This is a genomic window from Streptomyces europaeiscabiei, from assembly GCF_036346855.1.
Lineage (GTDB): Bacteria > Actinomycetota > Actinomycetes > Streptomycetales > Streptomycetaceae > Streptomyces > Streptomyces europaeiscabiei.
Genome location: NZ_CP107841.1, coordinates 3,855,170 through 3,870,036 on the forward strand (window position 1 = coordinate 3,855,170; position 14,867 = coordinate 3,870,036).

The 14,867-nt window shown below is 70.1% G+C and carries 12 protein-coding genes and 1 tRNA gene; 8 read left to right on the top strand and 5 right to left on the bottom strand.

What is annotated here, in order from left to right; genetic code table 11:
- Positions 1-13 precede the first annotated feature (13 nt).
- On the bottom strand, positions 14-1,663 hold the full coding sequence (locus tag OG858_RS16665) for a beta-N-acetylhexosaminidase (protein ID WP_179201077.1): 1,650 nt from the start codon (positions 1,661-1,663) through the stop codon (positions 14-16).
- A gap of 63 nt (positions 1,664-1,726) precedes the next feature.
- Between OG858_RS16665 and OG858_RS16670 the strand changes: the two genes are divergently transcribed.
- The gene (locus tag OG858_RS16670; RefSeq protein ID WP_328544761.1) at positions 1,727-2,596 is read left to right on the top strand and encodes a DUF4429 domain-containing protein; all 870 of its coding nucleotides are present in this window, start codon (positions 1,727-1,729) and stop codon (positions 2,594-2,596) included.
- Between the two features lie 69 nt (positions 2,597-2,665).
- Here OG858_RS16670 and OG858_RS16675 read toward each other — a convergent pair whose 3' ends face one another.
- Complete coding sequence (locus OG858_RS16675) at positions 2,666-4,249, bottom strand: purple acid phosphatase family protein (RefSeq protein ID WP_086749225.1); 1,584 nt, start codon at positions 4,247-4,249, stop codon at positions 2,666-2,668.
- 186 nt (positions 4,250-4,435) lie between these two features.
- On the opposite strand from OG858_RS16675, the gene OG858_RS16680 reads away from it, so the two are divergent.
- The gene (locus OG858_RS16680) at positions 4,436-4,693 is read left to right on the top strand and encodes a hypothetical protein (protein ID WP_086749226.1); all 258 of its coding nucleotides are present in this window, start codon (positions 4,436-4,438) and stop codon (positions 4,691-4,693) included.
- A 70-nt stretch (positions 4,694-4,763) separates the two neighbouring features.
- Positions 4,764-6,581 (top strand): glutamine--fructose-6-phosphate transaminase (isomerizing), encoded by a 1,818-nt coding sequence (glmS, locus tag OG858_RS16685; protein WP_086749227.1) that lies wholly within the window; start codon positions 4,764-4,766, stop codon positions 6,579-6,581.
- Between the two features lie 297 nt (positions 6,582-6,878).
- On the opposite strand, the gene OG858_RS16690 is transcribed toward glmS, so the two are convergent.
- The gene (locus OG858_RS16690) at positions 6,879-7,409 is read right to left on the bottom strand and encodes a universal stress protein (RefSeq protein ID WP_037703396.1); all 531 of its coding nucleotides are present in this window, start codon (positions 7,407-7,409) and stop codon (positions 6,879-6,881) included.
- Positions 7,410-7,884: 475 nt separating this feature from the next.
- On the opposite strand from OG858_RS16690, the gene OG858_RS16695 reads away from it, so the two are divergent.
- From OG858_RS16695 to OG858_RS16710, 4 genes are all read left to right on the top strand, one after another.
- Entirely contained in the window at positions 7,885-8,355 is a 471-nt protein-coding gene (locus OG858_RS16695; RefSeq protein ID WP_319263576.1) for a hypothetical protein, read from the top strand.
- 378 nt (positions 8,356-8,733) lie between these two features.
- Positions 8,734-9,963, top strand: coding sequence for a helix-turn-helix domain-containing protein (locus OG858_RS16700; protein WP_086749202.1), 1,230 nt, complete (start codon positions 8,734-8,736; stop codon positions 9,961-9,963).
- A gap of 91 nt (positions 9,964-10,054) precedes the next feature.
- Positions 10,055-10,657: an oligoribonuclease gene (orn, locus tag OG858_RS16705; protein WP_086749203.1), complete on the top strand. Its 603-nt coding sequence runs from the start codon at positions 10,055-10,057 to the stop codon at positions 10,655-10,657.
- 128 nt (positions 10,658-10,785) lie between these two features.
- Positions 10,786-10,858 (top strand) — tRNA-His (locus OG858_RS16710).
- A gap of 52 nt (positions 10,859-10,910) precedes the next feature.
- Here the strand turns inward: OG858_RS16710 and OG858_RS16715 are convergent.
- Positions 10,911-11,135 (bottom strand): hypothetical protein, encoded by a 225-nt coding sequence (locus OG858_RS16715; RefSeq protein WP_143677248.1) that lies wholly within the window; start codon positions 11,133-11,135, stop codon positions 10,911-10,913.
- A gap of 184 nt (positions 11,136-11,319) precedes the next feature.
- Between OG858_RS16715 and OG858_RS16720 the strand changes: the two genes are divergently transcribed.
- A complete protein-coding gene (locus OG858_RS16720) occupies positions 11,320-13,146 on the top strand; it encodes a tetratricopeptide repeat-containing protein (RefSeq protein WP_327724102.1) in 1,827 nt (608 codons plus the stop codon).
- A gap of 371 nt (positions 13,147-13,517) precedes the next feature.
- On the opposite strand, the gene OG858_RS16725 is transcribed toward OG858_RS16720, so the two are convergent.
- Positions 13,518-14,573, bottom strand: coding sequence for a LacI family DNA-binding transcriptional regulator (locus OG858_RS16725; protein WP_086749209.1), 1,056 nt, complete (start codon positions 14,571-14,573; stop codon positions 13,518-13,520).
- Positions 14,574-14,867: the final 294 nt, after the last annotated feature.

Genomic DNA, 14,867 nt, shown 5'->3' on the forward strand with positions numbered 1-14,867 from the left:
GAACACCCGAGCCCTACCGCGCAAGCCAGGGCACCGAAGCCGCACGGAAGAACCCGATCCCGAGCGCCTCCCACCGAGCCCCCTGCGCGGCGAGCCGCACCCGATACCCGTCCCAGCCATGCGTCGACGCCGGCGACCACCCCAACTCCGCAACCCCCGGCAGCCTCGGAAACGCCATGTACTCAACATCGTCCGAGGTCACGATCGTCTCGGTCCACAACGGCGCCTCAACCCCCCGAACCGCGGAGTCAGGAACACCCGCCAGGTACTCCCCCGGATCCCAGTCGTAGGCCCGCCGCACATCCACATACCCCGCCCAGTCGAGCCCCAGCGGCGTGTCCTTGTCGTACTTCATGTCGAGGTAGATCCGGTCGGCCGGCGACAGAACGACCCCCGTCCCGTTCCGCGCGGCAGCCGCGACCCGCTCCTTCTCCTCGGCCTCCGTGCTGTCCAGCCCCCAGTACTGCGCGAGCGCGCCCCGCGCCGGAGTGGCTCCGGTCAGCTGGTGCCAGCCGATCACGGTCTTCCCGTACCTCTCGACGACCGGCTGCACCCGGTCCATGAACTTCGCGTAGTCCTCGTGGCTGGTGGAGTGCGCCTCGTCACCGCCGATGTGCAGATACCGCCCCGGAGTGAGCGCGGCCAGCTCCCGTACGACGTCCTCCACGAAGTCGTGCGTCACATCCTTGCCGACGCAGAGGGAACTGAAGCCGACCTCGGTGCCGGTGTAGAGCGGGGGCGCGACACCGTCGCAGTTCAGCTCGGCGTAGGAGGCGAGGGCCGCGTTGGTGTGGCCGGGCAGGTCGATCTCGGGAACGACCTCCAGGTGGCGCGAGGCCGCGTACCGGACGATCTCCTCGTAGTCGGCCTTCGTGTAGTGGCCGCCGGGGCCGCCGCCGACCTGGGTGGAGCCGCCGTACGGGGCGAGGCGCGGCCAGGAGTCGATGGCGATGCGCCAGCCCTGGTCGTCGGACAGGTGCAGGTGGAGCTTGTTGAACTTGTAGAGCGCCAACTGGTCGATGTAGCGCTTGACCTGGTCCACGCCGAAGAAGTGCCGGGAGACGTCCAGCATCGCGCCGCGCCAGCCGTAGCGCGGGGTGTCCTTGACGGTGCCGCCCGCGATCAGCCACGGACCCGGCTGCACGGAGTCCTTCTCGACGGCGGCGGGCAGAAGCTGGCGCAGGGTCTGGACGGCGTGGAAGAGCCCGGCGGGCGCGCGTGCGGTGAGGGTGACACCCGAGGGGCCGCTCTCCAGCCGGTAGCCCTCCTGGCCGAGACCCGTCTCCCCGGGGGCCAACCGCAGGCGGATTCCAGCCTCTTGGCGTTCGGTCACCGGCAGCCGGTACCCCGTCGAGGGCCGCAGGATCCCCGCGAGGTAGTCCCCGATCCGACGGACCTCGGGCCCGCCGTCCACGACGATGCGGGTACCGCTCGTCAGCCGGTAGGGCGATCCCCCGGCCCGGACCGAGGCGGGGGCCGGGATCACCTGCCCGAGCGGGATCGTGACGGTGTCGGCCTGGGCGTTCTCGGACACGGGTGCGGCTCCCACGGCGAAGATCCCGGCCGCCACCACCAGCAGCGCACCGAGAAGGCGGGTCGATCTGTGGTGCGATCTCACAACGAGCTCCCTCCACCCATCGACGAACTGTGCGCTCCCCACCATCGCCCCTGCACCCCCTTCAGGTCTAGACCATCTCTTCCCGCAGCCGGTGGAACAATCCTCCTCATGGCGGAAATCCTCCAGCGCGACGGCACATGGACCTTCGACGGCGACACCCTGCGGCTGACCCCGGGCCGCGACAAGGGGGTGAGCCTGCTCCGCAGGACTCTGGGTGAACTCTCCGTCCCGCTGGGCGCGTTGGCGGGCGTCTCCTTCGAACAGGGCAAGAAGTCGGGGCGGCTGCGGCTACGGCTGCGCGACGGCTCCGACCCGCTCCTCCAGGCCACCGGCGGCCGGCTCGCCGACTCCGACGACCCGCACCGGCTCAGCGTCGACGCCGACCGGTACGGCGTCGCCGAGTACTTCGTGGACGAGGTCCGCAACGCGCTGCTGCTGGACGAGGTGCCGACCGACGCGGTGGACTCCTACCTGCTCGCCGGGCCCGCCGTCCCGCTCTCCGTCTCCGCCGGGGACGGCACGGCGAGCTTCGACGGCGACCACGTACGCCTGGAGTGGAACTGGAAGACGGAGGACGCCAAGGCCGCGTCCGGGACGCGGACGCTGCCGCTGGCGGACATAGCGGGCGTCGAGTGGCACCCCTCGGTCGGCCTGGAGAACGGCAGCCTCCGCTTCACCGTGCGGAACGCGCCGACGAAGGCACCGCCCAAGTACGACCCCAACTCCGTCGAGCTGTGGGGCTTCAAGAAGGACCCGCTGATGGCCCTGGTCGCGGCGGCCGTGCAGGCCCGCCTCCCGCATCCGGCGGCCCCCGCGCCCAAGCAGCCGACCCCGCCCGCGCCGGACCGGCCGGCCCCCGAGGAGGACCATGACGCCCTGCTGCGCCGCCTGCGCGAACTGGGCGACCTCCACCGGTCCGGCGTGCTCACGGACGAGGAGTTCACCCTGGCCAAACAGGCGGTCCTCAAACGCATCTGACGCGTGTGAGGACCCCCTTCCCGGCACCGGACCGTTCGTGCGCCCCGCCTTCCGGGCGCACCGGCGGCGCTACTTGGCCCGGCGCGCCACCGTGAAGTGGTCGACCTGCGCACCGGTCTCCGCGATACCGCGCACGGTCAGCGTGGCGTAGTGCCCCTTCGGCGCGGGCTTCACGTCCACGCGGAGGAAGGAGTAGTCCAGGTAACGCACCCGCGACCACGTGACGGTCTCGTTCTGCTTGCCCTCCTTGGTGTTGATGTAGGACGAGACGGACTCGACCTCGTTCTCGTGCCCCTCGTACGACAGCGGGGCGGTGAAGGAGTAGAGGCTGCGGCCGGCCGCGCCCGCCGTCACGTACACCACCCCCTCGGTCTCCGGGTACGCCGTGCCGCCGATCGGGAGCTTCTTGGTGACCGCGCCGGCCTTGATGACGTCGGTGCGCTCGTACTGGTGGTTGTGGCCGTTGATGACCAGGTCCACCGCGTACTTCTCGAACAGCGGCACCCACTCCTGGCGCACACCGCCTTCCGAGGCGTGCGCGGTGGAGGTGCAGTAGGCGCAGTGGTGGAAGAAGACCACGACGAAGTCGACGTCCTTGGCCGCGCGGAACTTCTTGAGCTGCGCCTCCAGCCACTTGGTCTGGGTGCCGCCGGAGATGCCGAGGTTGGCCGGGATCTCGAAGGAGATGTCGTTGGCGTCGAGGGAGACGACGGCCGTGTTCCCGTAGACGAAGGAGTAGACGCCCGGCAGGTTCTTGCGGTCGGGGCCGTTGTCGGGGAGGTTCCAGCGGGCCTCCTCGCCGCCGTAACCGTTGGGCGAGTACCAGGCCTCCATGTCGTGGTTGCCGTAGGCGGGCATCCACGGCACGGACTTGGCCACGGCCTCGGTCTGGGCGAGGAACTGGTCCCACACCCGGGAGTCGAAGCCGGTGTCGGCGGTCTTGCCCTGGCCGGCCGGGTCGGCGTAGGCGATGTCGCCGGCGTGCAGGTGGAAGGCCGGGTTCTGGCCGAGGAGGAGGCTGTTGTTGGCGAGGCCGTGGTAGCCGACACCCTCGTCGCCGAAGGCCGTGAAGGTGAAGGGCGCCTTGTGGGCGGGGGCGGTGGTGAAGGTGCCGATGGTGCCCGCGAACCGCGGTGAGGCCGGGTCGAAGCCGTCGTGGCCGACGCCGTAGAAGTAGGTCCTGCCGGGCTTGAGGTGGGTGAGCTTGGCGTGCACGTAGTACTGCGTGTGATCGGCACTGGCTCCGACGCCGGCCGGGGTGTGGAGGGTGCGGACCTCGGCGTCGATCTTGACGGAGAGGTGCGAGGCGTGGGTGCCGATCCGCACGAAGGGCTTCTTCACCGGGAGCGGGACCTGCCAGGAGATGGTGATCTCGGTGCGCGGGTCGTTGCCGTAGGCGAGGTGGCGGCCGAAGGGGGCGACGAGGGAGCCGTCGACGCGCTCGGCGCTCGCGCCGGCCTGGGTCGGAACCGAGGTGCGGAGGGCGGCCGGGGTGGCGGCCCGGGCCGTGGCCGGAACGAACGCGCCGCCCGCGACGGCGCCGAGCGTGACGGCGCCGCCTCTGATCATCGAGCGCCGGGAGAACTTGGAGCGCAGGTACTCGTGCTGCTCGGCCATGCTCATGCGCTCGGCCAGCTGCTCGGGTACGCCCATGCGAGGTATGTCCATGACGTCCGAAACTCGTCGCCTCAGGCGACGGGATGCGGGACGCCGGATGGACGGCGCACGAACAGCGACTCATAACACATTCAACGTTCCCCCAAGGGGTGGTAACAGCCTCCTGCCCGATATCGGGCAGAATTCTTGCGAAACGCCCGCCCGTCCCCCAGGATCTACCGAGTGCACGACGAACTCGTTGATCATTTGACGCGATCCTCGCCCCTAAACCGGGGCGAGGCGCTGCGTGTGATCCAGGACGTGCTCGCCTTCTTCGACGAGACGACCGAGGCCTACGTCCGTCGCCGCCACCGCGAGCTCCAGGCCCAGGGCCTGGTCAACGCGACGATCTTCGAACGGATCGAGGCGGACCTGAAGTACCGGGCGGTCGCGCCGCCGGAGCTGACGCTCAGACAACTGCGGCGCATCGTCTACGGCTGATCGTCCGCGGCCGACCCGGCCGCGGACGATCAGCCACGACCGAACACCTACGGCTAGGGGATACGTATATATGTGCGGGATTGTCGGTTACATCGGCAAGCGCGATGTGGCGCCGCTGCTCCTTGAGGGCCTGCAGCGCCTGGAGTACCGGGGCTACGACTCGGCGGGCATAGTGGTCACCTCGCCCAAGACGGCCGGTCTGAAGATGGTCAAGGCCAAGGGCCGCGTCCGTGACCTGGAGGCCAAGGTCCCCGCGCGCTTCAAGGGCACCACCGGCATCGCCCACACCCGCTGGGCCACCCACGGCGCCCCGTCCGACGTGAACGCCCACCCGCACATGTCGGCCGACAACAAGGTCGCCGTCGTCCACAACGGCATCATCGACAACGCCTCCGACCTGCGGAAGAAGCTCGAAGCGGACGGCGTCGAGTTCCTCTCCGAGACGGACACCGAGGTCCTCACCCACCTCATCGCCCGCTCCCAGGCCACCACCCTGGAGGAGAAGGTCCGCCAGGCGGTACGCATCGTCGAGGGCACCTACGGCATCGCCGTCATGCACGCCGACTTCAACGACCGCATCGTCGTCGCCCGCAACGGCTCCCCGGTCGTCCTCGGCATCGGCGAGAAGGAGATGTTCGTCGCCTCGGACATAGCCGCTCTGGTCACCCACACCCGCCAGATCGTCACCCTCGACGACGGCGAGATGGCCACCCTCAAGGCCGACGACTTCCGCACCTACACCACGGAGGGCACCCGCACCACGGCGGAGCCCACCACCGTGGAGTGGGAGGCCGCCTCGTACGACATGGGCGGCCACGACACCTACATGCACAAGGAGATCCACGAGCAGGCCGACGCCGTGGACCGCGTGCTGCGCGGGCGCATCGACGACCGCTTCTCCACCGTGCGCCTCGGCGGCCTCAACCTGGACGCCCGCGAGGCGCGCCAGATCCGCCGCGTGAAGATCCTCGGCTGCGGCACCTCGTACCACGCGGGCATGATCGGCGCCCAGATGATCGAGGAGCTGGCCCGTATCCCCGCGGACGCCGAGCCGGCCTCCGAGTTCCGCTACCGCAACGCGGTCGTCGACCCCGACACCCTCTACATCGCCGTCTCCCAGTCCGGCGAGACGTACGACGTGCTGGCGGCCGTCCAGGAGCTGAAGCGCAAGGGCGCCCGCGTCCTGGGCGTCGTGAACGTCGTCGGCTCGGCGATCGCCCGCGAGGCGGACGGCGGCATCTACGTCCACGCCGGCCCCGAGGTCTGCGTCGTCTCCACGAAGTGCTTCACCAACACCACGGTGGCCTTCGCCCTGCTGGCGCTGCACCTGGGCCGCACCCGCGACCTCTCCGTCCGCGACGGCAAGCGGATCATCGAGGGCCTGCGCAGGCTCCCCGCCCAGATCGCCGAGATGCTGGAGCAGGAGGAGGAGATCAAGAAGCTGGCCGAGCAGTACGCCGAGGCCCGCTCGATGCTCTTCATCGGCCGCGTCCGGGGCTACCCGGTGGCCCGTGAGGCCTCCCTGAAGCTCAAGGAGGTCTCGTACATCCACGCCGAGGCCTACCCCGCCTCCGAGCTCAAGCACGGCCCGCTCGCCCTCATCGAGCCCGCCCTCCCGACGGTCGCCATCGTCCCCGACGACGACCTGCTGGAGAAGAACCGCGCCGCCCTGGAGGAGATCAAGGCCCGCAGCGGCAAGATCCTCGCCGTCGCCCACCGGGAGCAGGAGAAGGCCGACCAGACGATCGTCGTCCCCAAGAACGAGGACGAACTCGACCCGATCCTCATGGGCATCCCCCTCCAACTCCTCGCCTATCACACGGCGTTGGCCCTGGGCCGCGACATCGACAAGCCCAGGAACCTCGCGAAGTCGGTCACGGTCGAGTAGGGACGCAACCCGCAGAGGCCGTACAACGAGGACGGACCCCCCGTGATGCCACCCATCACGGGGGGTCCGTTCGACACGCCGGGGCCGCCCAACGCCCCGACGCCGCTGCCAACTACCCGTGGCCGTCACACCACTCCGTCAGGCATCACGCGGGTTATGCCCTTCACAAGGGCACAAACACCCCTACGCGTCAGTAGACTTACGCGTTTCCGAAAGCGACGCGGAACGCCAAGGACCGACGACACGGAACGCCACGGACCGACGACGCGGAACGCCACGGAACAGCGACGCCGAACGTCACGGAATGACGATGACCGGCCGCTGCGCCCGCTTCGCGAGCCGTCCCGCGACCGACCCGAAGAGCCGGCCGACGAGCCCGTGCGTGGAGCCGACGACGATCGCGTCGGCCTCGTACTCCCGCCCCACCTCTTCGAGTTCGTGGCAGATGTCGCCGCCGCGCTCCACGAGGATCCAGGGCACTTCGGCGAGATAGTCGGCGCACGCGAGCTCCAGCCCGAGGACCTCGGTCCGGTGATCGGGGACGTCGACGAAGACGGGCGGCTCGCAGCCGGCCCACACGGTCGTGGGCAGCCGGTTGGCGACATGCACGATGATCAGGCCCGAGCCGGAGCGGCGGGCCATGCCGATGGCATACGCGAGGGCACGCTCACTGGACGTCGAACCGTCGAAGCCGACGACGACGCCATGCTTGAAGGCGGGATCGCAGGAGGGGCGTGTCTCTTCTGCCGCAAGGGGCTCGGCCGCCGTGTGATCGGCGACGGGCCGCCGCTTGCGGTCCGCGGAGTCGAAGAATTCTTGACCGGCCATGGGTGTCTCGGCGTTTGGTCCTCGTGTGGGACGACGTGGATGGGACGTCAGTGTGCGGCGGAGCCGTGTCCGGGAATCATCTTCCCCACCCCATACCCCCAAGGGTACGACCGCACGCCTCCTCCGCCCAGTTCCCGCACCGGCTGCGCGGGGTTCCAGGGAGCATGCACGAGCACTGCCCCGTAACGCAATGGTTGCTGCCACGTACAGCCGGTTTCGGACCGACGGGCGCCTCACGGCTCGGGGTGCGGTTCTCGCATGGTCGTCGTGACTGCGGGCAGTCGTGCCGCCAGGGGTGATGAGGGAAGGCGGGCGCAACGACACCCCGCGAGCGGGGGCGGACGAAGACACCGGCGAAGACACCGGCGAAGACACCTCCGACGGCAACCCGATCAAGCAGTACCAGTGACCGACAGGTCGAACAGGCGTTGAACCCCGGTAAGCCGCAGCCCAGGGAGCCAGGAGGGAGCCCGCAGTGTCCGCACACCGCACCGCGCCCCGGTCCGCCCCCGAAGCCGACGAGATCCCCCCGCCCCCGCGAAGCGCCCCCGGCCGCGCCCCCCAGCCCGTGCCCCACCCCACCGACACCGCCACGGACGTGGTCCGCTGGGCGGCGTTCAGCTGCGTCCTCGTCCCGGTCGTCCTCGTCTGGTACGGCACCTCCCTCGCCGGCGCGACGGGCGCGGCCCTCGGCCTCGCCGCGGTCACCGGCGTCTGCCGCGTCCTCCTCCGCCAGTCGGAACGCGGAGCGGCCCGGGCGGCCCGCAGGACGGCCTCACACGCGTCGGCCACACACACGACGCTCACCCGCGCGACACCAACCCGTAGGACAGCCGCCCGTTCGATGGCCGAAGATCGCACCCCCCGGCGTGGCCGTCGGGGACGCTCCTCTTCCGGGGCGCACAGGGGCGGACGGAACTCCGGCCCGAGTACGCCGGTCGACTGACCGGTTTCCGCGCACACCCCCGTATCTTTTCAGCCAACTTCTGTTACCCGCACACCCCTTGGCCGAACACCCCTCCACCCCCCGTTCGACCTGCACTGAAAGGGGTCCAGGGGCCGCGCGCACCCTACGTGGACCGGCCACTGGGACGAGGCGCACTTCCCTGCACGGCCCACGAGTGCAACGCTTCGTGATCGAATGCTTCACGCCAAGTTGCCATGTCGACAATGTGCCGGGTGGCGAACTGGTCACGCCGGCACCACGGGACACAGTAGATTCGATCATGACTGTCTTACGGCGGGGGACTCGTGCAGGACCAAGGGGAAACGTGCAGGAGCGACACAACCGAGGAGCCGCGACCACCGAGGGGGGCTTAGCAGTATGAGCCACGACTCCACCGCCGCGCCGGAAGCCGCGGCCCGGAAGCTGTCCGGGCGACGCCGCAAGGAGATCGTCGCGGTGCTGCTGTTCAGCGGCGGTCCCATCTTCGAAAGTTCCATACCACTGTCGGTGTTCGGGATCGACCGCCAGGACGCCGGCGTACCGCGCTACCGCCTGCTGGTGTGCGCGGGAGAGGAAGGCCCGCTGCGGACCACGGGGGGCCTGGAACTCACCGCACCGAACGGCCTTGAGGCGATCTCGCGTGCGGGCACGGTGGTCGTGCCCGCATGGCGTTCGATCACCTCACCGCCGCCGGAGGAAGCGCTCGACGCACTGCGCCGAGCGCACGAAGAGGGTGCCCGCATCGTCGGGCTGTGCACCGGCGCCTTCGTGCTGGCCGCCGCCGGCCTGCTGGACGGCAGGCCGGCGACGACACACTGGATGTACGCGCCGACGCTGGCCAAGCGCTATCCGTCCGTACACGTCGACCCACGAGAACTCTTCGTGGACGACGGCGACGTACTGACATCGGCCGGCACCGCGGCCGGAATCGATCTATGTCTGCACATCGTGCGGACCGACCACGGGAACGAGGCGGCCGGCGCGCTGGCCCGTCGTCTCGTCGTCCCACCCCGTCGATCGGGCGGCCAGGAGCGCTACCTCGATCGATCTTTACCAGAGGAGATCGGCGCCGACCCGCTCGCCGAGGTCGTCGCCTGGGCGCTGGAGCACCTCCACGAGCAGTTCGACGTGGAGACGCTCGCGGCACGGGCGTACATGAGCCGTCGTACGTTCGACCGCCGGTTCCGCTCGCTCACCGGGAGCGCTCCCCTGCAGTGGCTGATCACTCAGCGCGTACTGCAGGCGCAGCGTCTCCTGGAGACGTCGGACTACTCGGTGGACGAGGTCGCGGGGCGGTGCGGCTTCCGTTCGCCGGTGGCCCTGCGCGGGCACTTCCGGCGGCAGCTGGGCTCGTCCCCGGCGGCGTACCGGGCGGCGTACCGGGCGCGGCGTCCGCAGGGTGAGAAGCACAGCGACCACCACCACGACGGCCCGCACGGCATCCATGGGCCGTCCCCGGTGTCGCCGGAGCACGCCCCGGTGCCGCTCCAGGCCCGGCGCACGGCGGCGGCGAGCACCCTGGCGCCGTCGGCGTCCCTCTCCACGGAGGGCACCAAGCCCGAGCTGTACGCGACGGGCCGCCTGCCGGGGCAGCGCAGCGCGCCGTAGCACCAACCGGCCCGTACGGCCCGGTCCCGCACCTGATCACCCCGGTGCAGGACCGGGCCGTACGGCTGTCACGGGCCGTAAGGTGAGACACATGAACGATCGCATGGTGTGGATCGACTGCGAGATGACCGGCCTCTCGCTGTCCGACGACGCGCTCATCGAGGTGGCCGCCCTCGTCACCGACTCCGAGCTGAACGTGCTCGGCGAAGGTGTCGACATCGTCGTCCGCCCGCCGGACTCGGCGCTGGAGACCATGCCGGAGGTGGTGCGCACGATGCACACCGCGTCCGGCCTGCTCGACGCGCTGCCCGGCGGCACGACGCTGGCGGACGCCGAGGCACAGGTCCTGGCGTACGTACGGGAACACGTGAAGGAACCGGGCAAGGCCCCCCTGTGCGGCAACTCGGTGGGCACGGACCGCGGCTTCCTGCTCCGGGACATGCCCACGCTGGAGGACTACCTCCACTACCGCATCGTGGACGTCTCCTCGATCAAGGAGCTGGCCCGCCGCTGGTACCCGAGGGCGTACTTCAACAGCCCCCAGAAGAGCGGCAACCACCGCGCCCTCGCCGACATCCGCGAATCCATCGCCGAGCTGCGCTACTACCGCGAGGCGATCTTCGTCCCGCACCCCGGCCCCGACTCGGACACGGCACGCACGATCGCCGCGAAGCACGTCCTGCCCGCGCTGTAATCCCGTCCACGGGGCCCGTCCGGGCCCCCGAACGCCCTCCACCGAAACGCGTGCGCGGGCACCCCTCAGGACCCTGTACACTTTTTCTCGGCCGGTCGGTGAAACCTTCGGATGAACCGCCGGTCATGGTGGGTGTAGCTCAGCTGGTAGAGCACCTGGTTGTGGTCCAGGATGCCGCGGGTTCGAGTCCCGTCACTCACCCTGAGAGTCCGGCCCCGGTCCGCGAAAGCGGACCGGGGCCGGACTTGTTTCGTCAAGTCTGTCGGCGGTGGCCTCGCCAGGCCGTGAACAGGCCCGTGCCGACGGAGGTGACGGCGGCGAAGGCTTCGGGACCGGCCAGCAGGAACACCGCGGTGACAACGGTGAGCATGCCCACCAGGGCGACGAAATCGAGCGTGCGCTCGACGAGAGCTGCGTGAGCCGTCTCACGCGCTCCCTGCTCGGTCGGACGCTTCATGGCATGTGTTTTCTCGGTCATGCCGCCAGTGAAGCCGGACCCAGTGGGAATGCTTCAGACAGTCGAACGGTCCCGCAGCATCCCGGACGTGGCGGAACACGACCGGACGTCCGTGAACGCGGTCGGACGGCCGGCAACTCTCCCGCTCCGTATGCCGGACGGATGCCAGGGACGCATTCCGGGGCGACAGTCGGAGGGTGACCGCGTGGACGTCGAGCAAGGACTCGCCGAGTTGGCCGCGGACTTGAGGGCACTTCAGGTCCAGCACGGCAACCCGGCCCTGCGCGAGATCGAACGGCATGCCCCGGCCGAGCGCCCGCTGCCCCCGTCGACCGTCAGCGAGGTACTCAACGGCAGGCGTCTGCCCCGACTCGACCTGCTGCTCGCGCTTGTACAGACACTGCTGGGCTTCACCGGTGGCGGCGACCACCGCCCGGTGCCGCCGCGTGACCCCAGGATCGAGAGCTGGCGCGACCGCTGGAGCGCACTGCAGCTTCTTCAGAGGTCGGCCAAGCAGAGCATCTCGGCTGCCGAGGCGACTCAGCAACAACCGCACGCGCACCCGCACCCGCCGGCCCCGGCCCCGGCCCCGTCGCCGTCGCCGTCGCTGTCGCCGGAACCGGACCATCCGGCTGAGGCATCCGTGTTCGACGAGCCTCCGGCCGTCCGTATCTTCGTGGCGATGCCCGGCAGCTCAATGGGGGGCGGGGCCCGCTGGACGAACATCCCGGAGATCCGACGACAGTTACTGGAGCCCGTGGCCACGCGCGTCGGCAAGGTGCTGGGCTGCGAGACGCATCTGGTCATCGAGAAGGAGAAGACGTTCATGGGGACGATTCACCGCTCGATGTTCCGCGAGGCCATGGAGGCAGATGTCTACATAGCCGACCTGAGCGGCGCCAATCCCAACGTCTACCTGGAACTCGGTGTCCGGTGGGCGCTGCGCGACGCGGTGACCGTGCTGATCGCCCAGGACGTGCGCCAGGTCCTGTTCAACGCCGCGGCAAGCCGGGTGATCGGCTACGGCCCCATGCCGGAGGAGCTCAAGGAGGCAAGGCGGCAGATCACGGAGGCCGTGGTCGGGGGAGTACGCCGACGCGAACATGTGGACAGCCCCGTACGTGAGGGCTCCGCCTACGTCACGGTGCCGCGTGCCCACTACGAAGCCCTGGCCACGGAGATCGCGGGCCTGCGGGCACAGCAGGGCGAGGACCTCATCGACGCAGCGCTCGCCCTGAGCCATGACAACCAGGACCGGAGCATCGAGTTGCTGCACGAAGCAGTGGCCCGCAATCCTTCGAGCCTGCGCGGACACTTCGAGCTGGGTGTCGCACTGCGCCGGAAGAACCGCCATGCCGAGGCGGAGGCCATGTTGTGGATCTGTGTGAGGCTGCGGGCCGACCATGCCCCGAGCTGGCGTGAACTGGGCACCACGCGCAGCAAACGCGGTGGGCTCCAGGAGGCCGCGGACGCCTTCGCCCGCGCGGTCGAACTCGACGACTCCGATGGGGAGACCTGGGCCACCCTGGGCGGTCTGCACCGACGTCTGGCGCGCCGAGAACCTCCCGAGCAATTCGACCCCGTCGAACTGGAGAGGGCCCTGGGTTGCTATCGCCGGGCCATCGCACTGAGCGGCAACGACACCTATCCGCGGCTCAACGAGGCCCGGGTGGAACTGCTGCTCCACGGAGTCCGCGGCACCGACCCCTCCCCCGTCCTCGACAGATTCCGCCGGCTGGAGCATCTGGCGCGCTTCGCCGCGGAGGATGCTGCGGGAACCGACCCCTGGCCCGTCTTCGACCTCGCGGACACCCTGTTGCTGACGGGCCGCGAGGAGGAGGGGCTCACGGAACTGCGGAAGGCGATCGGCCTGGTACGGCCGCACGAGACCGAGTCGGTGCTCTCATCCGTCGTGGCGCCCCTGCAGGACTTCCTGAACTGCCAACGACTACTGGCCCCGACCGCCACGAGCGCCATCGGTGCGGCGGTCGCCGAGTGCCTACGGCATCTGCCGCAGCGAATTCAGAGCTGACGGCCGACACCACCGTAGGCAAGACGTTCCGGTTTCTACCGCCGCCTTCACAAACCACCGCTCATCGCGATCGGGCAGCCTCACCCCGTAGGCCCTCCCCCGAGTCCTGCTTCCCGACCGCCCGGAAGACATCACCGATCCGGGCCAGGTGCGCCCCTGACGGACCCTCGACCCGCTCCTGCCCACCAGCGGGTGGCCACCCGCGTCTTCCCCGCTCCTGCCAAGGTTCTCCATGAGGCAAGGACGCGGTGCTTCTCCGGCAGACGCAGACCATTCCACGGGGCGGAGAGCCACCGGACGATGACCATGACCATGGGCGATGACGGTCAGGCCCAGCATCTCGGAACCCCGGTGTTCGAACAGAGCCGCTCTCAGGAAGAAGCCCGCGCCACCAGCTCCGTGGGCAGCATCACCTGTCGCCGCTCCAGCCCCCGGGACACCGCCGGGCGGCGGTCCGCGATCTCGTCGAGGAGGAGGTCGATCATGGCGCGGCCCATTTCCTCTATGGGCTGGCGGACGCTGGTGAGGGGTGGGTCCATGTGGCGGGCGATCGCCGAGTCGTCGAAGCCGACGAGGGCGACGTCGTCGGGTATGCGGCGGCCCGCCTCGCGGAGGACCTGGCGGGCGCCGGCGGCCATGACGTCGGACTCGGCGAAGACCGCGTCGAGGTCGGGGCAGCGGGCCAGCAGTTCCGTCATCGCCCGGCGGCCGCCCTCCTCCGTGAAGTCACCGGGGACGATCAGGCGCTCGTCGACCTCGCGGCCGGCGTCCTCCAGGGCGTCCCGGTAGCCCACGACGCGCCGCTGGGCGCCGTAGACGTCCAGGCGGCCGGTGATGGTGCCGATCCGGGTCCGCCCCCGCTCGATCAGGTGTTCCACCGCCGAGCGGCCGCCGCCGTAGTTGTCGGAGTCGACGGAGGGGAGCGTCTCGTGCTCCGAGCGGGGGCCGCTGATGACCGCCGGGATTTCCAGTTGTGACAGCAAATCGGGGAGCGGGTCGTCCGCGTGGACCGAGACCAGGAGGACGCCGTCGACGCGGTGCGCGGCCAGGTACTGGGCCAGACGGCGGCGCTCCCGGTCGCTGCCCGCGAAGATCAGCAGGAGCTGCATCTCCGTGTCGGACAGCTGTGCGCCCACGCCCTTGAGGATGTCGGAGAAGTACGGCTCGGAGAAGAAGCGGGTCTCCGGCTCGGGGACGACCATCGCGATCGCATCGGTGCGGTTCGCCGCGAGAGCACGGGCCGCCGTGTTCGGGACGTAGCCGAGCTCCGCGACGGCCGCCTCGACCGCCGCGCGGGTCGCGTCACTGACCCGGGGCGAGCCGTTGATCACCCGGGACACCGTCCCCCGGCCCACGCCGGCCCGAGCGGCGACCTCTTCCAACGTCGGCCGTCCACCGCTCCGGCCCCGTGCTCCGTGGCCTGTCACCATGGTCGCCTCCCGTTCACACCGCGCTGGCGTGGAATCTAACAGTCCTGATCGTCGTACGACGTCCGAGAAGTGCTCATCCGGGTTTCGGCGCCGTCGGTGAGACCGGCCCGGCGCCTCCGACGGCGTCCCCTCCGGGACGACTGGTTACACGAGTCCAACAGTGTCGGCGCCCCGGAACCCGGCGGGCCCGGCGGCGGGCCGGCGCCGCGGACCCGTCCGCCCGTGTCGGCCCGGGTGCCGTCGGCGCCCGATTCCGCAGACCGCTTGAGCCCCGGCCGGGCCCCGCCCTAC